Source organism: Sporosarcina saromensis (assembly GCF_054901285.1).
Genome location: NZ_CM142738.1, coordinates 3,588,528 through 3,608,498 on the forward strand (window position 1 = coordinate 3,588,528; position 19,971 = coordinate 3,608,498).

Here is a 19,971-nt window from a genome sequence, read left to right on the forward strand (position 1 = left end):
AGGAGCGATGTATGTGTTACTCATTAATGAGCAAGAAATTCAGTCGATCTATAAAATGCAAGATGCGCTAGCCGATGTTGAACAAATTCTACAGGCAAAAGCAGAAAAGCAAATTGAAAATCCACATCGTACAGTTATCGAATTACCCAAACACGGTGCATCGGTTTTGTACATGCCGAGTTCTGATTTGGTGAATGAAATGTCAACGATTAAGACGGTATCGATTTTTCCAGAAAATCCAACTGTCGGTAAACCGACGACTCAAGGTGTTATTCTCGTAACAGACGCACAAAATGGCGAACACCTGGCGATGATGAATGCCTCCTATTTAACACGCTTACGAACGGGCGCATTAAGTGGGCTTGCTACGGATCGCCTAGCACGCAACGATGCGACAACACTTACAGTTATTGGAACGGGTGCAATGGCTTTCGAGCAAGTGATTGGTGTACTGGCCGTTCGTTCCATTAAAAAAATGATGCTTGTGAATCCAACAACGTCAAAAGCAGAAGCATTTAAAGAACGGTTGTTGGAATTTGGTATCGATCCTACGATTCAAATAGAAATTGTAGAGGATGTTGCAACTGCAGTTCGTCAAGCGGATATCATTTGTTGCAGTACTCGCTCTACAACACCTGTCTTTGACGGAAATGATGTGCGTCCAGGTACGCATGTGAATGGCGTTGGTTCGTATTTGCCACATATGCGTGAAATGGATCATACGTTCATTACCCGATGTGCGAAAATCGTGACAGATGATGAAGCAGGCGTGAAAGAAGAAGCCGGTGAAATCATTTTTGCAAATGAACAAGATGATTGGGCCTACGAAGACTTGCATGGTGAACTGATGAATGTAGTGATTGGCAAAGTGCCAGGTCGGGAGCATGCTGATGAAATTACTTTTTTCAAGTCAGTCGGAGCAGCCTATTTTGATTTGGCAGTAGCCCAAGGGGTTTACCGCAAAGCAGTCGAGCAACAAGTCGGTGTCGAGGTACTATTATAATAGAAGAAAGACCAGTGCTTCCATTGACGATGCACTGGTCTTTTGAATTAATTCACTGGCCTATCCATTATGCTTTTCACTAACGTTTCCAGTAACACCGGCATTTCTTTGAATGCACTGTCGACATGAAGCCTTTCCGTCTTTTGATGAGCATCCTTTCCGAAGGGTCCTACGTTCAAGACCGGTGCATCGAGTGCTTGCATGTCTTCAAACGGAATCCAATACGTGTCCCCGTATACTGGCGTGTTCCGTTCAAACGCTGTCCAACTATTTGTATAGTCGCTATACTTCACATAACTTAAGTCGCAAATGCCGTTAAAGTAATGGATTTGGTCAAGCGTGACGTCAAACTGTTTGGCTGTCTTTTGCATGAGCGCAATCGATTCGACAACTAACGGATCATCAGACGAATTGACAGCTGGATAATAAGGCGGTGCAAACAACAAGACGGTGGCAGGCGCGAGTTCTTGGCATTGGATGAGCAAATTATCAACGATTCGCAAAGATTTTTCACGGTCATCCCAACTGTCATTCAAGAGAACTTCTTGTTTCAGTCGCCACACTTCATTTTTCCCGAGCTTTTGGATCGCGTACGTCAATAGCTCATCATACAATAACACCCGCACGTCCCCTACACCGACAATTTGTTCACGGTCACATATCGCCTTGTACGTTTCATTGCATCGATCTATAGCTTGTTGAGCGACTTGAACAAACAACTCCATCACTTCTTCGGCTGTCCGTTTGAATAGGAAGACATTGTATAATGCAGCCGCCCTGTAAGGCGTTTGGGTGGAATAGTGCATCTTCAAATCCTTTTGTTGCAAAGAGACTGGAAGTGGCGTAGATTCCCCTCTGTCCTTCTCACAGAAAAGTGGATTCCATTCCATCTCTTTTGTTACAAATGATGCGATGAAATTAGCAGTCATCCCTTTCAACGGTTCACCGACATGCGTCTCTTTCCCGTAAAACAACGCTGCAGGCATAATTTTGCCAATCGTCCCTGAGTATATATACTCTTTATTGTCTGTAGGTCCTTGCGAAAATGATGGTTCACTATTTAAAAATAATGTATAGTCAAGGCCAAATTCTTCACGTAAATGCACGAGTTCAGTCACAGCCGTCCGCATACCAGCAGAGTTGACTTCTTCATCTGGAACAGTAGTGAGCAGCAAGTTAATCGGCCATTGTTCAACACTCGCCTTTTCAATAAGTTGCATATGTAAGGCCAATCCCATTTTCATGTCCATTGTGCCTCTGCCATACAAATAGTTGCCAGATACCAAGTCGTTCCGTACTTCCTCCGTTAATTCATCCTTATATTCATGCAATTTTTTCGTTAATTCCTCAGGATGAAATGCAAGGGGCTCAAGCATGCCATATTCTTCTGTATATACCGTGTCAAAGTGGCTGATGAGCACAATTGTTTTCGTCGCTTGCGGATGCTTGTACAACGCCGTTACAACATTTCTTCCTAATCCCGCGTCATATAAATTCAAATGCTCCGGATGATTCCTAAAATAGGGGAGTTCCTCGAGCTTCGCCGCCAGCTTTGAAGAAAAGAACCGTTCCCCTTCCGTCAGTGTCCGACTATCCCAACTGACCAATTCACACAATAAGTTCCGCAATTTTTCCGGCGTATCCCATTGATACACGTTCATATCATCCACTCCCCCTTCTTCTGTTCATTGTACAAGAAAATGACGAATACTTACATTTTTCCACTCTTGTATCAATCGAAAAGGCTCGGAAAAAAACTTTAAATAGACCATTCCTACGCGCTCTACTCACGAATAGAAAAAAGAAACATAGTGAAAGTAGAAAAAAAGCATGGCGGCAGATTTGCCTACATGCATTTTAATATTATATCTCGTTCAATTTCACTAATGAATAAAGGAGAATTCTCTACCTCTATCAATTCATCACATAGATTTGATTTTTCCCATTCTGTTTCGCTTCATACAGCGCCATATCCGCATCGTGGAATAATGCTTCAAAGGACTTTATCTCGCCGTTTCGATTCGAAGCTACACTCATTGAGAGCGGAATTAGTGCACCATCTTTTTCCACCTTCAAATCACGTACGGCTTGTACAAGTTGAAGTGCTTTACGATTTGCCTCTTCAATCGACATCTCGTTGAAGATAATTGCAAACTCGTCACCACCAAACCGTCCCATTATATCGTTCGAGCGAATTTGGAAACTACAAGCAGTAGCGATTGACTTGATCACTGTATCGCCGAATATGTGTCCGTATGTGTCATTCAAGATTTTTAGATTGTCTAGGTCAAGGGCTATACAAACAATGGTTTTTCCTACTGCTGCAGCTTTCATAAGCATTTCATCCGTAGCGGATTCCATATAGCTTTTATTGTATAAACCTGTCAATGCATCGGTGTTTGCTCGTTTTTCAATCATTGCAACACCATGTTTTACTTCTAATCGAACTGCTGTCATTGCAATTTCATGTTGGCGTATATCTCGTAACAGCGCGATATAGTCTTGTTGCGCCTTAAATCCAAGCACCATATCCTCCATTAATTCACAAGCTCTGCACCGTACTTCCAAAATATCTTTCAATACATTCTGGTCTTGGGTACTTTCAGCCAGCTCTTTGGCAGTCGTAAAGACATCATATGCCTCACGGTACCGCTTTTGCTTCATTAACAACCGACCATACAAATCATGACACTGCGTTTTTTCTCGAATAAAATCTTCCAGTATCGGATCTTTTATCATAGAAATGATAAGTTCCTCTGCATATTCGAGTGAGCCGAGCTCTACATATGCATTTCCGATATTCAACTTTACACGAAACTCCAAAATCGGTGTTCGGGGAATATGACGCTTAGCCATCTCCAAACCGGTTTGTGCATATTGTAATGCTTCCTTGAAATCACCTTCTGCTACACAGACCGAACTGTAATTACTATAAGCATTACTGACAATATTATAATGGCCAAGTTTCTCACCTAAACCAATCGCTTTTTGTAGCGTATCTTTTGCTTTAGTATATTCTTTATTGTACTCATAAAGAAGGAACATCACATTAAACCCATTCAGCCGATCCGCATCATCCCCATGAACCGCACTATATTCAGCATGCGCATCAATACTTGCAAAAGCTTCTTCCAAATCACCGATCGAGTAATAAGAAGCGGCCATATTAATTTGAGCGGTCAGTATGGATTTCGCATCGTTTGTCATGCGCCCCGCGTCCAACAATTCCATGCATGCTTCGAGTGTCTCTTTGTATTTTCCTTCTACACGTAACTGTGATACTTTGCGTTGTAATTATAGTAGATAGTCCTTGTCCATGTGCCCACTCCTGCTACTCAATAATAGTCCTAATAGATACATATTTACTATTTCAGTATACCTACTATTGTAGCACGGAAAAAATTTATCCGTTTTAATTTTTTTCAGGTTTCCATGGGGCTATACAGTTATTTCAGGACCTACTATTTATTTTCCATTTACCAGCTCCCCTCCCACATTATCTACTACAGTCGTGCTAAAATGCCGGGTAAATTCATATTCACTTTCAAACATAGCAAGTAATTCAACAATCGGTGTAACCGCCCACACAATTGACAAACTCAACCCAACAGCCATCAACCCCAGAATGATTGCTAACACCTTTCTCATCCAATCCCCCACTCCATCAAATCGTTGTATTCCAACTATACAAGCAATTAACCTATTATGTAATCAAATTATTTCGTCTTTTTACGCTACATTCCTCAACTAATTTGCACGAAATGGAATAAATCACTTCACATCGACAGCTTTTCTTGTCAAATGCTGCTATCCTCTAGCGAAAACTTTTTTATTAGAAAAGGCATTCTTGCACGGTATCTCAACTTTCCGTTCGTATCGCAATAATTACAACCAAAAAACCCACAAAGTATCTCTACCTTGTGGGCTCACTTTACTTGATATTATTGTGAATCAAACCTGTTGCGATTTCTGGGAAGAACGAGAGAATGACGATGAAAACAACCATGATGACGGCGTATGGAACAACACCTTTAACGATTTCACTGATTGTATTTTCCTTGTTCAACCCTTTCAACACAAACAAATTCAATCCGACAGGTGGCGAGATGAGTGCCAATTCCATGTTGATCACCATGATGATAGCGAACCAGATTGGGTCAAACCCTAATGCCATGATAATCGGATAAAGAATTGGAAGTGTAATCACGAGTATCGAAACGGTTTCTAAGAACATTCCTAGAATTAACAGAACAACATTTATTAAAATAAAGATAACCCACGGCGAAATATCTTGAGCTGTTGCAAAGTTTACAATGCTTTGTGGGATTTGTAGGATGGTCAGAATATAACCGAGCAGCATAGCACCTACAATGATGAATAAAATCATCGCGTTTGTTTTTACGGTTCCAATTAAAATCTGTTTCATCGTCGTTATCGTCAAATTTCGGTACACAAAAATTGCGATGAGAAAGCTAAGGACAACCCCTACTGCAGCGGCTTCCGTCGGTGTAAATTGACCGGAATAAATGCCTCCAATAATAATGATGGGTAACAATAATCCCCAAATCGCTTTTTTCGACGCTTCAAACCGTTCTCCCCAAGTTGCCGGCAAATCTTTAATATGGCGCGTTTGATAAGAAGAGAAAATCATGAATGCTAACGTCAGTATTATTCCAGGTACAATACCAGCAACGAAAAGTTTTCCGACCGATTCACCTGTGACTGATCCGTATATAATCATTGGAATACTGGGTGGAATAAGAATTCCTAACGTTCCTCCTGCGGCTAGCAGCCCTAATACATGACGCTTATCATAGCCTCTCTTCACCATTTCAGGTAGTGCAATCGCTCCGACGGTTACTGCTGTGGCGACACTTGACCCGGAAATCGCAGAGAATATCGTACAGCAAAACAGTGTCGCGATAGCCAGACCTCCTGGCAAATGACGGAACCAACGGCTCGCCATTTCATACAAATCACGCCCAACTCCACTGATGACGAGCACTTGACTCATCAATACGTACATCGGTAATGCCGTCAGAGAGAAATCATCTAACGACTTGTAGGAAATAATCGGAATTTGCATGAAAGCAAACGTTCCACCATTAAAGAAATACATTCCCGCAATCGCGAGTAAACTTAACGTAAAAGCGACTGGCAAGCCAATTAAGAGAAGAACCCCTAACCCACCGGTGAAAAATAAATTCATAGGTGCTCCCCTCCTTTATGGACTCCACCATCGATAATTTGTAAAACAAAGGCGATACAAAGCAGCACCCCACCAATCACTAAGAGAGATTCTGGAATATACATCGGAATCCTCAACAATGATGCAGATGTCACTTGCAAATTAAATGTCTTCACGACATGCATATAGCTATAAATTGTGAATATGACACTGAATACTAAGCCTAGCGTATTCGTTAAATAGGCAAATATCGTTTTCATCTTGTCATTCACATTATTAATTAAAATATCAACCGTAATATGCGAATAGGTCCGAACCGCATAGGCACTGCCTAGAAAGCAGCTACCGATGATTGCATAGATGGATAACTCAGTCGCCCATGTAGTAGGTGCATCGAAAAACGACCTAGAAACCACTTCGTAGAACGTCATGACAGTCGTTAGTAAAATGAGTATCCCTGCCACATAAGCACCCCATCGTATGAGTAGATCCATAAACTGATAGACCTTTTTCATGTGCGGTCCCCCCTGTCTCTAATTATTTCTTATCAATCAAATCCAACAACTCTTTGCCTAAATCGCCAGCATTTTCAATGAACACATCACGTACAGGAGCAGCAGCCTCTTTCCAAACGTCGAGTTCTTCTTCAGGAACATAGTATACATCCATACCTTTTTCTTCTAATGCTTTTGCAGATTCCGTATCTTCTTTTTCTGCCTGTTCACGAATCCACGTTTCCGTTTCAGCAGCAACTTCCGTCAATAAATCTTGTGTCTTTTCAGGAAGTTTATCCCAGTAATCTTTATTCACAGCTAAAAGAAACTCAAGATACGCATAGTTATTAACTGTTAAATATTTTGTAACTTCATCATATTTACGTTGAAGCATCGCCGTTGTACCGGACGTTGCACCGTCAACTGTGTTTCGTTGTAAAGCCATATATACTTCACCGCCACCCATAAATACAGGGGAAGCGCCATATGCTTGAATTAATTCAGATGGTAAATCACCAATACTACGAATCTTTAACCCTTTGAAGTCTTCGGGTTTCGTCAACTTACGCTTGTTGTTTGCAAATTGAACATAGCCATAATCGGCAAACATGAGCACCTTAGCACCTTTTTCTTCCATTGCGCCACGCAGTTTGTCACCGAATTCACCGTTTACCGCTTCTCCAACAGCCGAATAATCATTAAACATGTATGGAACATCGAACACACCCATTGCAGGCACAGTTGACGACCATAATGTAGATGAATTCACACCCATTTCGACTCCACCGGATAAAATTGATTGGTTCATGTCCTTATCGCTCAATAACTGTCCAGCTGGGTAAACTTGTACATTCACTTTTCCATCAGATCTTTCGACAACTTCTTTTGCAAAGTTTTCAATTCCAACTGCAATGTGGTGATCTTGTGGTAAATTGTATGCCAAACGAATTGTCGTGCTTTCATAACCGTCTTCACTTCCAGACGTATTGGCATCTGCTTTCTTATCCCCTTCATCGCCGCAAGCGGACAATGCAAAGATACTTACGACTGTTAACAATAAACCGAGCATCCATTTTTTCATCCTAATTCCCCTTTTCCTTTTTTCTTTCCACGTGACGGATTCTTCCGAGTGGATTTTTAGATGATAAAATTGCAGCGTAATCCGCAGCATCCAATAGTTTTTCAAAATCAATTCCTGTCGAAATGTTCATTCTTTCAAACAGATATACTAAGTCCTCTGTAGCTAAGTTACCAGCTGCCCCTGGAGCAAATGGACAACCTCCTATTCCACTGGCAGATGTTTCAAAAATCCGGACACCTGCACGATACGCCATATAAGCATTCGCCAAGCCAAGTCCTCTCGTATCATGCAAATGAATCGTAACAGGTGTCGTTCCTGCAATTTCTAACACTTTGCCCATTAACCTTTCAACGTGGTCGGGAGTTGCAATGCCAATCGTGTCAGCAATTCCGATTCGGTCAACCCCTGCCTCCTTGACCCGTCGAACGATACGTAACACTTGCTCCTCATCGACATCTCCTTCATATGGACAGCCGAAGCTAACTGCTACGGAAAAGCAGGTTTTTATCCCATCTTGTTTTGCCTCTTCCAACACCTTTAGAAATTGCTCCATATTTTCATCAATCGACATGCCAATATTTTTCGCATTGAATGTTTCGGTAGCTGCACTTACCCAGTTTATTTCACTGACTCTCAGTTCCTTCGTGCGTTCATATCCTTTTAAATTTGGAATAAGCACAATAGGTTCCAAGTCTTCCATGTGAGCTAACGAATGAACTAATTCCTTTGCATCCGCCATCTGTGGCACCTTTTTCGGGTGAACAAATGAGGTCACTTCCACTTTTTCAACACCCGCATCCACTAACATCCGTACCAATTGTTGCTTTTCTTCTGTAGACACAGGTTTTGGATCGTTTTGTAAGCCATCACGAGGACTGACGTCAATGATCGTCACATCCGGCATTCAAACTACCCCCTTCTCTTTCAACTCCTTAAATTCTTCCTCCGTCAAACCAAGTAAATCCGCATATACCTCTTTGTTATGGGCACCAAGTTCTGGCCCGTTCCATTCAATTGAGCCAGGCGTTCCTAATAGTTTCGGAACGATTCCTGGTACAAGCAATTTTTCACCATCTGGCAACAAGACCTCTTTTAACATGTCACGTGCTTGGTAATGTTCATCTGCGACAATATCATGAATGCCATAAATAGGGCCTACTGGAACTGAAGCTTCATCGAGTAGTCGTTGTGCTTCTTTCAAAGAATGTTGCATCGTCCAATGCTCAATCGCCTCGTCAATGAACGCTACATGATCTGCCCTGCCTTGATTGGTCGCATAAAGAGGATTCTTCGCTAAATCTTCCCTTCCAATCGCACGCATCAATCGTTGGAAAATGCGATCGCCATTACCGCCAATAACAATATGTTTTCCATCTGCACATTTGTACGTATTTGAAGGTGCAATACCAGGCAAAGTACTACCCGTTCGCTCCCTTACTTGTCCCGTCAAGTCATATTCCGGTAAGATGCCCTCTAGCAAACTAAAAACTGCTTCATAGAGAGCCACATCGACAACTTGTCCTTCTTTTTCTGCATCGATATCACGCGCACGTATTGCTAGTAACGTTCCGATGACACCGTAAAGTCCAGCGATCATATCTCCAATTGCAATGCCGACCCGGACAGGTGGACGATCCGGATAACCGGTCAAATAACGAAGTCCTCCTATCGCCTCAGCAACACTTCCGAAACCTGGTTTTTCTTTATACGGCCCTGTTTGTCCATATCCAGAAATTCTCGTCAAAATGATAGAGGCATTCACCTTTTTCATTTCTTCATAACCAAGCCCCCATCTCTCCAACGTACCTGGCTTAAAATTCTCAAGAACGACATCGACTTCACCGATTAATTTCTTAACAATTTCCTGTCCTTCCGGCTCCCTCAAATTGATTGTAATTGACTTCTTGTTGCGACTTTGCACATACCACCAAACTGAAGTATCTTCGTGCATAACACGCCAATTACGCAGCGGGTCTCCATTTTTCGGTTCTTCAACTTTAATTACTTCAGCGCCAAATTCCGAGAAAAGTTTTCCTGCAAAAGGCGCTGCCACCAAGTTCCCCAGTTCTAATATTTTCACACCCGCTAACGGTTTTTTCTTATTTCCCAATGCTTTCCCTCCTACTTTGATGCCACTTTCATGAATGATTGAAAGTCACGCTCAATATGACGTCGCATCGATTCACGTGCCTCGTCCTGTTGCTGTCGATCAATCGCCTGAAATATATCTAGATGATCTTGCAATGCTTCTCGCATATGAGACGGATTGCCTTCCAGGATTGCCTTCCGATAGAAACTATTCACCCCACGCAATTGTAAGGTCATTGAAATCAAAAACGGATTTTGGCTGGCTCTTACAATTGCTTCATGAAAGCTAAAATTGACTTGAAGCATTCCTTTGACATTGTGGTTATCCGTCACATTTTTTTGCATTTCCACAATAAATTCCTGCATTTCTGCTAACTCTTTATCTGTTCGTCTCTGCGCTGCATAATACGCTGCCAAAGACTCCATTTCTACTCGCGTTTCATATAAGTTCCGATAATCCTCAACTGTCGGATTCACAACCGTCACGCCGCCTGAACCATGAACATTCAGCAATCCATCCTTCTCCAACATCCGAACCGCTTCGCGGATGGGACTGCGGCTCACTTGCAACGTCTCAGAAACTTTTTCCTCAATTAAGCGATTCCCTGGCCCTATCTCTCCTGTTGTAATCGCATTTTTCAGATATTCATACACCTGTTCCTTCAACGTCGTTTTTTTCACGATGAAATTCGACAATTGCCAAACACCTCACTTGTTGTCGACTGTATACAGTACACTTTATTCAGAATATAATAATGAATTTTACTTGTCAATATTATTTTTGCATATTGAATTGATAGATAAAGACAACGTGTAATAGAAAGGTTTCGGGGGATGATTGCAACATAACCCGGCGCATCACAATGCTAGATCCGCATCACAACGTAAATGCTTCGTATCACAACGTAAACTCCTCGTATCACAACGCTAACCCGTCGTATCGCAATGCTCGGTCCGCATCACAACGTTAATGCTTCGCATCGCAACGTAAACTCCTCGTATCACAACGCTAACCCTTCGTATCGCAATGCTCGGTTCGCATCACAACGTAAATGCTTCGTATCGCAACATAAACTCTTCGTATCACAACGCTAACCCCTCGCATCGCAATGCTCGGTCCGCATCACAACGTTAATGCTTCGTATCGCAACATAAACTCCTCGTATCACAACGCTAACCCCTCGCATCGCAATGCTCGGTCCGCATCACAACGTTAATGCTTCGTATCGCAACATAAACTCTTCGTATCACAACGCTAACCCCTCGCATCGCAATGCTCGGTCCGTATCACAACGTTAACCCTTCGTATCACAATACAACAGCTTTAACTTCAATTATGTTCGTCTCTTTAACGACAATCTTCCCCCTGCTATTGAATCCGATATAGAAGGCCATCCCTTCAATAATTTTGGGAGAAGGTATTCTGCTCATTATTCCCGCCTGATTCAATTTATTGAACACCAGCGCGCCGTTTTATACGAACTAAAGATGCATCTACAGAAAACCTTTCCTTATATGTTTCCTTGTAAGTGCTATTTTGATCAGATTTATCATTGACACTTTCTCGACAATTATTGCATGCAAATAGGCCAGTAACGTCGGACAAGCCTCTACCTCTCATCAAAAAAATAAACCGCTTGAAGCCATAATAAGATGGCGTCAAGCGGTTTATCTTTTTATACGATCAAGTAATCTATTACGATCTTCTGAAATCACTCAGCGGCAGTGCAGCTGTGTGTTCGTAAGAATGCATTTCGCATTTACAGCGAACTGTTAGTCATCCTCACCTTCGTCTTCCTCATCATTTCGTTGTTCTTTTTCAGCCGCCTTCTCTTGTTCTTTCTTTGCTTTCTCTGCAGCCTTTTCCTGTTCTTTCTTCGCCTTCTCCGCAGCCTTCTCCTGTTCTTTTTTCGCTTTCTCTGCTGCTTTTTCCTGCTCTTCTTTCGCTTTGTCCGCAGCCTTTTCCTGCTCTTTCTTCGCCTTCTCCGCAGCCTTTTCCTGTTCTTTCTTCGCTTTCTCTGTGGCCTTTTCCTGCTCTTTCTTCGCTTTCTCTGCGGCCTTTTCTTGCTCTTCTTTTGCTTTCTCAGCTACTTTTTCAGCTTGTTCTTCTTCCTTTTGCTGCAATTTCTTTTCTTTTTCTTGCTGTTTAGTTTGTTCTTTTTCCAGTTTCTCATGCGCTTTCTTTTCTGTTTTTTCAGCCTTTTTAGCTTGCTCTTGCTGTTCTTCCAGCGCTTCTTCCTTGCTCTCTTCTAACGCTTCCGCAATTTCATCTGCGTCCTCTTTTGCTTCTTTGTGGAACTTATCCATTTTCTTTTCTGCTTGTTGTTGAATTTGCTTTATTTTACGGTCAGCTACTTCTTGGCTCATTTGGCCGGCAGCTACTTTTTCTTTAATTCGCTGGAGTTTTTTATTTACTCGTTGTTCAACATCGCCAAACTCTTTTGCCATCGACAGCGCAATTTGCTCTTTCTGAATACGCTCCAACGATTCAGCAAGTTCATTTACCGCTTCAACATTTCCACTCTCTTCTGCCTCTTCAATCGCTTTCTCAACGAACTTTTCTTTCTTCCGCATAATGTTCTTTAAGAGATCGGCGTGGTTGATCTGTAGCTCATTTGCAATTTCACCAAATCCTTTGTTCTCTTCTTTTAACATCGCCACAATTTCGGCTTCTGTCTTATTCCCTTCTTTCGCAAAGACCACCACTTTGACGATTTCACCAAAACCGAATCCTTGTTCACGCAACATTTTTACTTGCTCCTGATCGAGATCACGTAAACTATTTGCTAAGAGGTACGCATCTTGTTTTTTCTCAACAAGTTCTTGTTTTTTTGTTTCATCGATTACGTCATCTACTTTAGATGACGTCTCCATCGTAATCACTTTTTCCAAAGTATCCGTCAATTGCTCTTTACTCACTTGATCTTTCGCATCATCCATGACAACAAGCGCGACATGTTCTTCTGCTGCCTCTAAATTTGCCACATAAGCATCTATCAAGTCCGTTATGTACTGATCTTTCTCTGCATCCGCCATCTTGTCAGACTCTGCCAATCGTTCTTTTGCAAATTCCATCAATAAATTCGCTTCTTTTTCGTCGTCAAGGGTGAACGCTAACTGCACTTTTTCCGTAAACCGATCTAAGAAATACAACAAATGATCGGGTGCCATCCCTGGTTCAACTACGTTTTCATCTCCAAACTTCTGTTCATCCTCATTAATTATTTCGGCTTCCACTTTCGACTTTTCCGCTGCTTCGACTGTTGCACCGAACAGAATTGTAGCAGCCACACCGCATACAAAAGCACTCTTCATTAGTAATTTCATAAAATGTTCTCCTTCACTCTCAATTTTTCACTAGACTCGACAAGATGTAGAATTCTCGACCTATTCTTACTGCTAACTAATCCATTCTTAGTATAGACCTTATACCCACATTCGTCATTAACTTTTTTAAAATAATCCTTATGAATTAATACCTATATCCTCAAATTGTCCTTGATGATAGAAACCAGCACGAGTATTCTTCCATTCATCACTACGCTCCATTATTCCTACACGCATTAAAAAAACGCCTTTCGCTCTGTACCACACGAGCAAAAAACGTTTTTCGTTTACTTGATTTCACCACAAACAATTCTCTCTCCAGAATCACCTGACGGCTGACTTTTCCCGTCATCCTCGCCTGCATGGATGACAAGCGCTGTTCCGCCTTCTTGGAGCAATGAATTATCATCACCTAATGTTAACGTAACATTCTTCGCAAGAAATTCCGTGTCAATTGTGCCATCCTCACTTACTTCGATATTTGGCAAATCGCCTGCGTGTGGACCCTCGTCATGCTCCAATCCATGGCTAGCATCTGTTGGGTTAAAATGTCCGCCTGCAGATTCAAAATCTGGCGTTTCACACGTACCTTTTTCGTGAAAATGAATGCCATGGGGACCTGGAGGCAATCCTTCTGCCTGTAGCTTTACCATCACACCATCTTCTTTTTGAATTAATTCTACTGCACCAACAGACTCTCCTTCATTCCCGATCAACTCAACGGAAGTGCTATATTCACCTTCCATCGGTTCCGTTTCAGTCAAGCCGGTCTCAGCATTTTCATCGACATTTGGTTTTTCATCCCCACATGCAGCAAGCCCTAATGCTAGAATCACAGTCGGGACAACTCGTGCATAGTTTCTCAAACGACTCAACTCCCTTTATCAATTCCACTTCCTCCTTCTATTTCACCTCCTGCCCTGCCTTAAACATGTAAGTCTTAGCACGCCGTTATGACCCTTTCCCCCAAGCATGTTGAAACCTTTGTTTTGTCAATGCTGATCTCCCAACTTCGTATCCGTTTTTCAAACACCATTCGCCAACTTTTCACAAGAGGAAAAGAAGCCGACTCGTCATCATGACGGCCGACTTCTTTTCTATTTATCCATTATTTTAAGTCTTCAATGGAATCGATGTCCATATATTGCGGGACAACAAGACCGATTTTAACGCCTTCCATGTTCGTGCCTAACACTTCAAACTGTCCATCGAATTTATCAGCATAGGTTTTGTGTGTTACTGGCAGCCATGCTGCAAGTGATGCGTCTGCACTACCATCTGCAACCGCCGTCCAAAGCGGGCCAGCTTCAACTTGCGTTAACGTAACATCGTATCCAACGCTTTCAAGGACAATTTTTGCAACGTTATGGCTCGCAATTTCACTATCCCATGCTACATAAGCAAGCTTGATTTTTTCGCCGTCAACTTGAGCAACACCATCTGTCCACTCTGCCACTTTATCAGCATTAGCATCTACCCAATTTTGTGCAGCGACTTCTTCTTTTTCACCTTCTTGGATAGCGACCATCACTTCTCCCATGTCCGCTTCCGTCCAATGGAAATTGGACAGCACTTCATAAGCTTCAGGTAGATCCTCTGCAAGACCTAATCTACCAATTGTTTGGATTTGCTCTTCTCCACCGTACACACCTTTAGGATCTTCCAAGTATTTAAGGTCAAATTTTGCAAACTTCCAGTGGGGTGTCCAGCCTGTCACGATGATGGGCTCTTCTTTGTCATACGCTTTTTTCAAAGCTGCTGTCATCGCTGCACTTGAGCCAGTTGTTACATCCCACTTATCTAATTCATATTCTGTAATTGCTTTGTCTGTCGCTTCCATAATGCCTGCACCTGGGTCAATTCCGGTAATTTTGTAGTCGACAGCTTCACCGACGGATTTTGTATCTGCATCGCCACTTGAAGTAGAATCTCCTTCATCATTTCCACATGCTGCTAAACCAACTGCGAGTAACGCTGCTGTTCCTAGCCCAAATAATTTCTTTTTCAATTTCATGATGATACTCCCCCTTGTTTTTTCTTTCCTGCATGTTGCGTAATTCGATCAAGAATAATCGCTACAATAACAATTGACAAACCGGTTTCGAAACCGACACCTGTCTTCAACTGTGTAACTGCTCGATACACTTCTTCACCGAGTCCTGGTGCACCGACCATGGATGCAATCACGACCATCGACAGGGATAACATAATGCTTTGGTTGACTCCTGCCATAATCGTCGGCTTCGCCAATGGAATTTGAACTTTCAACAATCGCTGCCATGAAGTAGATCCAAATGCTTCCGTCGCTTCAATCAAATCTTTCGGCACTTGTTCAATACCAAGCATCGTTAAACGGATTGTCGGAGGCATCGAGAAAATAACCGATGCAACAACACCTGGTACGACACCGATATTAAAGAAAAAGATGGCTGGCAATAGGTAGACGAATGCCGGCATTGTTTGCATCAAGTCCAATACTGGATTGATGATTTTTTTCACTGTTGCTTTCTGAGAGCCCAATATACCAAGCGGAATCCCGATGACGAGTGAAATGATGACGGATGTAATGACAAGTGATAGCATTTGCAACATGGAATACCAATAGCCTAGGTAGTCAATAAATAGCAAACCAACTAACGTAAAAATAGCAATCCGCCGGGTTGATATGAACCAAGCAAGTAAAGCAAATAGAATGGCCATTACAATAGAAGGAATGAGTGCCATCACATCTACAGCACCATCTACAATCCCCTTCAGGAATTCAGAAATACCGTCAAAAACTGTTCCAAAATTTGATACAAGCCAATCAATTCCTGTATCAATCCAATCAGCAAATGGCAATCGAGGAATTAATTCATTCATGTACAGTCACCTCGATTTCTTTTACTTCTGTCTCTTGCGTATCCAATTCACTATTAATAAACTGGCCGTCGCCTGCCAAAGCGCCGATCAGTGCACCACGAATAATAATCCCTTCCAACTGGTTCGTTTCATTTACAACAGCAACCGGAATAGATGCGGTTGAAACTGTATCGAACAATTCCGTTAAAATTGTGTCGCGTGAAGTGACAGGAACATCTTTGACCAAAACGTCATCTAATGATTTTCCCGTGTCCGATGCTTGTACAGCATCTTGTGCCGTTACAGCACCAAGCAACCGATTGCCTTTATCGACTACATAGATAGAAGAAATGCTGAGCCGTTCCATTAGACGTAATGCCACTCTTGGCCCACGATCTAGTTGTACTGAATCCGCTTTCTTCATAATGTGTCCAGCTGTCAATACTTTGGACAGATCGACATCCTCAACAAACCGTTCCACGTACTGATTGGAAGGATTCATGAGAATTTCTTCCGGTGTTCCAATTTGAACAATATCCCCGTCTTTCATCAATGCGATTCGATCGCCTATTCGCAATGCTTCATCCAAATCATGGGTAATGAAGATAATCGTTTTCCCCATATCATGATGCAACTGAAGAAGCTCATCTTGCATATCTTTTCGAATGAGAGGATCCAATGCACTGAATGCTTCATCCATCAGTAACACATCCGGATCGTTGGCAAGTGCTCGCGCCAAGCCGACACGTTGTTGCATACCACCACTTAGTTGGCTCGGGAATTGATCTTCATACCCTGCAAGTCCTACAAGCTGGAGAGATTCACGCGCTTTCGTTGCGCGGTCTGCTTTTGCTATACCTTGGATTTCGAGTCCGTAATCCGTGTTTTCCTGAATGGTCTTATGCGGAAAGAGCGCGAAGTTTTGAAAAACCATTCCAATCTTCTTTCTTCTCACCTCACGCAATTGCTCTTTGTTCATACCGACAATATTTTGCCCATCGATTCGTATCTCGCCCATTGTCGGGTCAATTAACCGGTTTAACATCCGAACTAACGTGGACTTACCGCTTCCTGATAGTCCCATAATGACAAAAATCTCACCATCAAGCACATCAAAATTTGCGTTGTTGACACCAACCGTAGCCCCCGTCATCTGGAGAATTTCTTTTTTCGTCTTGCCTTCGTTTAACAACTGCGCAGCGCGCTTACTATGCTTTCCGAAGATTTTCGTTGTATGCCTTACTTCAATCTTCTTTAATTGGTCATTCATGCGCACACTCCCTAATCTCTGTGAATCAATATGTATAAGTATATGCATAACCTTTATGCATTTTCAACCGTTTTTTCTAAATTAATTGTTTGTACAGTAAAAACTGTACAAACTTATGCTTTCCATTGCAATTTGGAAGTAGTTATAATACGCTTAGGAAAGTGACAGGAATTTCTCGTGAAGGATTGAGAAGGAGTTGTATTATGGAAGGTAAAGAGACAGTTGAAAAAGCACGCGAGCGGATTATTGAAACGATCGCACAAAATATACATTTATATGGCCTCACACCTTCTGCCGGTAGACAGTTCGGTATGATGTATTTTCATAACGAACCTCTGACGCTGGATGATATGACGGAAGAATTAGGAATGAGTAAAACGAGTATGAGCACTTCTGTTAGAGCGTTGGCAGACTTGAAGTTAGTGGAACGTGCGTGGAAACGTGGAGTGCGAAAAGACTTATATCAAGTAAAAGACGATTGGTATCAAAGCTTTATTGATCTTTTTTCAATAAAATGGAGACGCTCGATCTCCCTCCATTTAGTCGCAGTCCGAAAATCGTTAAGCGAATTGGAAAAATTACAAGCAGAAGAAGGTCTTGATGAACAATTAAAAGAAACGCTCGCCATCGATATTGAGAAACTCGAATATATGCGTGATTACTTTGAATGGCTCGACCGCTTAGTGGATGCGTTTGAAGACCATGATATTTTTAACCTTGTGCCACCCAAAAACTATTCAAAACAAAAGTAAGTTGCTTGAACTAACAGTGAGAAAGTAGCGTGTTAACGTAATGAAAATGCCAATGATCATCTCTATGCTCGTCATCGGTTCAATTGCACTTGTCCTTTCCATCACACTCCCGGTACCTAAGACAATTCAATGGATATTGTTAATCATCGCTGTCCTATTGAACGTAACGAGCGCGGTCACTCTCATGGTGATTGGTGTGAAACGAACGAGAGGGACTGCTTGAAGGATAAACAGTGATCCGCCTTAAAGAAACTATACCTAATAAAAAGGATGCCATTTTTTGATAGCATCCTTTTTATTTTTGACTACGCTCGGATGTCTTTTCTGCTTTGTAAGTGCTCACTAGCATCGTCTTTCTCTTACATCTCGTCATAGCCTTTATGAGCATATACAGCTAGACGGTATAAGAAAATTTCAAAGTAAGTGCGTGAAAGTCTTCCTAGGAGGTTAGTCGACTACGATTGGATGACCGACTTCTGGACCAGAGATGCCTGTAACTGTATAGCCTTGTGCGGAAGTCACTAGAGGTGTGCATGCTAGGATGCTGAGGGATAGGATAAACATCGTTAGTTTTTTCTTCATTTTTCTTCACCTCCTTTCAATTCGAACGTCATGTTACTGTAGGAAAGGATACAAAGTTCTTGGTAGGTGTATGCATTTTTATATTTCTTCTGTTCTGCGAAATAGTTGGAAAAATGGTGTGCAGCGGTTTTTAGGCTTTTCCAATCTTTGTTCATACGAAAACCAGCCGTGCAAGAGCGCATCTTTTGTTCGTATTCTTCATATTCTCCCATGAAATAATAGATGGTTGCTTCTAAGTACGTAAGTTGGTCTTGCTCAATTTCGGACGATACCGTCTCTTTCAATTTAGGTAAGAAGGTGTGTAACGTTTTAAAATCCTTTAGTTGCAGTACAATTTCCACTTTCAGCTTCATGGCGTTAAAGGCATTTTTACTTTGATGTTGTTGTAAAATTTCTAATGACTTGTTAATTTCTTTTAAGGCTTGCATATATTCTTTTTCTAGATAAAAGAAGTACGCTTGATTGTGACAGACGTCCGCATACAGTTTGGACTTTTTATCCGTAATAATGCTGCTGCCTTTCTCAATATAGTGTTTTGCGTCCTCCATTTTATGCTGTTCCATATAAAGTGCAGCAATTAAATTGTAACAATGACCGCATTTTTCCCAGTCATGGAAATGCATATACAAAGTGAGAGCTTGTTTAGCATAGACCAATGCTGTTCCGTAATCGTAACTGTGATAAAAGGCCAAGGAAATATTGTAATTTAACTTGGCAGACAGGACTTCGTCTTTTGTCAAATGCAACGAATCCAGAAAATAACGGATGCTCTTCTGGTACTCACGATTAAAATACTGATAGATTCCTGTTACAAATGTGTATTTTTCCAGAATGGAATTACTTGCTTGATCGATATAGTCTGGAGGAATGATTTTTATTTCGGAAGTATAATGGGTTTGAGCAAGTGTGATTTCTGCAAAGCGCACAAGTTCCAAGTACTTTAACAGATTGAATAGAATTTCTTGTTTAATAGATGAAATGTAGGTGAATTTGTTTACATGTTTCGTTAAAAATTGTTGGACTTCCTTTTCATTTGTATTCAGCAACTTTTCATATTGAATTAGCAACACTTGTAAGTCAGGATGATCTTCATAGATTTTGTGAAAATAAGAAGTAGGTACTTCCAGTTTATTCGCTAGCAATTGAAGAACTTCGTTTGAAGGATCAAAACGTCCACTTTCAATATTGCTATAATGCGAAGTTGAAACGATGCCGTGACTAATCTCTTTTTGCGATAATCCTTTCGCTTCTCTCAACTTCTTAAGACGCGTACCAAGATGCACATTGACACCCCCTGTCCACTTCTTTACTCTAATTGTATGAAATACATTTCGGAAACACAACA

20 protein-coding genes are annotated in these 19,971 nt (G+C 41.7%); 3 read left to right on the plus strand and 17 right to left on the minus strand.

All coding sequences use genetic code 11. The features are described from left to right. The first annotated feature begins 13 nt into the window (after nucleotides 1–13). Complete coding sequence (locus ACVHUV_RS18115; protein ID WP_462085539.1) at nucleotides 14–1,003, plus strand: ornithine cyclodeaminase family protein; 990 nt, start codon at nucleotides 14–16, stop codon at nucleotides 1,001–1,003. A 47-nt stretch (nucleotides 1,004–1,050) separates the two neighbouring features. Here the strand turns inward: ACVHUV_RS18115 and ACVHUV_RS18120 are convergent, their stop codons facing one another. The 15 genes from ACVHUV_RS18120 to ACVHUV_RS18190 all read right to left on the minus strand — a co-directional run bounded on the left by ACVHUV_RS18120 (nucleotide 1,051) and on the right by ACVHUV_RS18190 (nucleotide 17,292). Further along, on the minus strand, nucleotides 1,051–2,664 hold the full coding sequence (locus ACVHUV_RS18120) for a M20/M25/M40 family metallo-hydrolase (protein WP_462085540.1): 1,614 nt from the start codon (nucleotides 2,662–2,664) through the stop codon (nucleotides 1,051–1,053). A gap of 253 nt (nucleotides 2,665–2,917) precedes the next feature. After that, nucleotides 2,918–4,210: a tetratricopeptide repeat-containing diguanylate cyclase gene (locus tag ACVHUV_RS18125; RefSeq protein WP_462085541.1), complete on the minus strand. Its 1,293-nt coding sequence runs from the start codon at nucleotides 4,208–4,210 to the stop codon at nucleotides 2,918–2,920. 258 nt (nucleotides 4,211–4,468) lie between these two features. Further along, the gene (locus tag ACVHUV_RS18130) at nucleotides 4,469–4,651 is read right to left on the minus strand and encodes a hypothetical protein (protein ID WP_462085542.1); all 183 of its coding nucleotides are present in this window, start codon (nucleotides 4,649–4,651) and stop codon (nucleotides 4,469–4,471) included. Between the two features lie 283 nt (nucleotides 4,652–4,934). Next, a complete protein-coding gene (locus ACVHUV_RS18135; protein WP_317942363.1) occupies nucleotides 4,935–6,212 on the minus strand; it encodes a TRAP transporter large permease in 1,278 nt (425 codons plus the stop codon). Then, nucleotides 6,209–6,706, minus strand: coding sequence for a TRAP transporter small permease (locus ACVHUV_RS18140; RefSeq protein WP_371389045.1), 498 nt, complete (start codon nucleotides 6,704–6,706; stop codon nucleotides 6,209–6,211). Before ACVHUV_RS18140 ends, ACVHUV_RS18135 begins: the two co-directional genes overlap by 4 nt. Before the next feature lie 22 nt (nucleotides 6,707–6,728). After that, nucleotides 6,729–7,766, minus strand: a complete 1,038-nt coding sequence (locus tag ACVHUV_RS18145; protein WP_317942361.1) for a TRAP transporter substrate-binding protein — start codon at nucleotides 7,764–7,766, stop codon at nucleotides 6,729–6,731. A gap of 1 nt (nucleotide 7,767) precedes the next feature. Further along, nucleotides 7,768–8,670, minus strand: coding sequence for a hydroxymethylglutaryl-CoA lyase (locus tag ACVHUV_RS18150; RefSeq protein ID WP_462085543.1), 903 nt, complete (start codon nucleotides 8,668–8,670; stop codon nucleotides 7,768–7,770). After that, entirely contained in the window at nucleotides 8,671–9,876 is a 1,206-nt protein-coding gene (locus ACVHUV_RS18155) for a CaiB/BaiF CoA transferase family protein (RefSeq protein WP_462085544.1), read from the minus strand. An 11-nt stretch (nucleotides 9,877–9,887) separates the two neighbouring features. Beyond that, on the minus strand, nucleotides 9,888–10,550 hold the full coding sequence (locus ACVHUV_RS18160; protein WP_462085545.1) for a GntR family transcriptional regulator: 663 nt from the start codon (nucleotides 10,548–10,550) through the stop codon (nucleotides 9,888–9,890). 612 nt (nucleotides 10,551–11,162) lie between these two features. Then, nucleotides 11,163–11,285, minus strand: coding sequence for a hypothetical protein (locus ACVHUV_RS18165; RefSeq protein ID WP_462085546.1), 123 nt, complete (start codon nucleotides 11,283–11,285; stop codon nucleotides 11,163–11,165). Between the two features lie 342 nt (nucleotides 11,286–11,627). Continuing rightward, entirely contained in the window at nucleotides 11,628–13,181 is a 1,554-nt protein-coding gene (locus ACVHUV_RS18170; RefSeq protein ID WP_462085547.1) for a hypothetical protein, read from the minus strand. Between the two features lie 287 nt (nucleotides 13,182–13,468). Then, nucleotides 13,469–14,047, minus strand: coding sequence for a superoxide dismutase family protein (locus ACVHUV_RS18175; RefSeq protein WP_462085548.1), 579 nt, complete (start codon nucleotides 14,045–14,047; stop codon nucleotides 13,469–13,471). A 242-nt stretch (nucleotides 14,048–14,289) separates the two neighbouring features. Next, nucleotides 14,290–15,189 (minus strand): glycine betaine ABC transporter substrate-binding protein, encoded by a 900-nt coding sequence (locus tag ACVHUV_RS18180; RefSeq protein WP_317942602.1) that lies wholly within the window; start codon nucleotides 15,187–15,189, stop codon nucleotides 14,290–14,292. Between the two features lie 2 nt (nucleotides 15,190–15,191). Then, nucleotides 15,192–16,043, minus strand: a complete 852-nt coding sequence (locus ACVHUV_RS18185) for an ABC transporter permease (protein ID WP_462085549.1) — start codon at nucleotides 16,041–16,043, stop codon at nucleotides 15,192–15,194. Beyond that, entirely contained in the window at nucleotides 16,036–17,292 is a 1,257-nt protein-coding gene (locus ACVHUV_RS18190) for a quaternary amine ABC transporter ATP-binding protein (protein ID WP_462085550.1), read from the minus strand. The genes ACVHUV_RS18185 and ACVHUV_RS18190 overlap by 8 nt, the downstream gene beginning before the upstream one ends. A gap of 203 nt (nucleotides 17,293–17,495) precedes the next feature. Here ACVHUV_RS18190 and ACVHUV_RS18195 point away from each other — a divergent pair, with 203 nt between their 5' ends. Together ACVHUV_RS18195 and ACVHUV_RS18200 are read left to right on the plus strand one after the other, a co-directional pair. Next, nucleotides 17,496–18,044, plus strand: a complete 549-nt coding sequence (locus ACVHUV_RS18195) for a GbsR/MarR family transcriptional regulator (RefSeq protein WP_317942353.1) — start codon at nucleotides 17,496–17,498, stop codon at nucleotides 18,042–18,044. Between the two features lie 40 nt (nucleotides 18,045–18,084). After that, on the plus strand, nucleotides 18,085–18,267 hold the full coding sequence (locus ACVHUV_RS18200) for a hypothetical protein (protein WP_317942352.1): 183 nt from the start codon (nucleotides 18,085–18,087) through the stop codon (nucleotides 18,265–18,267). 224 nt (nucleotides 18,268–18,491) lie between these two features. On the opposite strand, the gene ACVHUV_RS18205 is transcribed toward ACVHUV_RS18200, so the two are convergent. Together ACVHUV_RS18205 and ACVHUV_RS18210 are read right to left on the minus strand one after the other, a co-directional pair. Then, on the minus strand, nucleotides 18,492–18,626 hold the full coding sequence (locus ACVHUV_RS18205; RefSeq protein ID WP_462085551.1) for a hypothetical protein: 135 nt from the start codon (nucleotides 18,624–18,626) through the stop codon (nucleotides 18,492–18,494). Next, on the minus strand, nucleotides 18,623–19,909 hold the full coding sequence (locus tag ACVHUV_RS18210) for a helix-turn-helix domain-containing protein (protein ID WP_462085552.1): 1,287 nt from the start codon (nucleotides 19,907–19,909) through the stop codon (nucleotides 18,623–18,625). Before ACVHUV_RS18210 ends, ACVHUV_RS18205 begins: the two co-directional genes overlap by 4 nt. Nucleotides 19,910–19,971 lie beyond the last annotated feature (62 nt).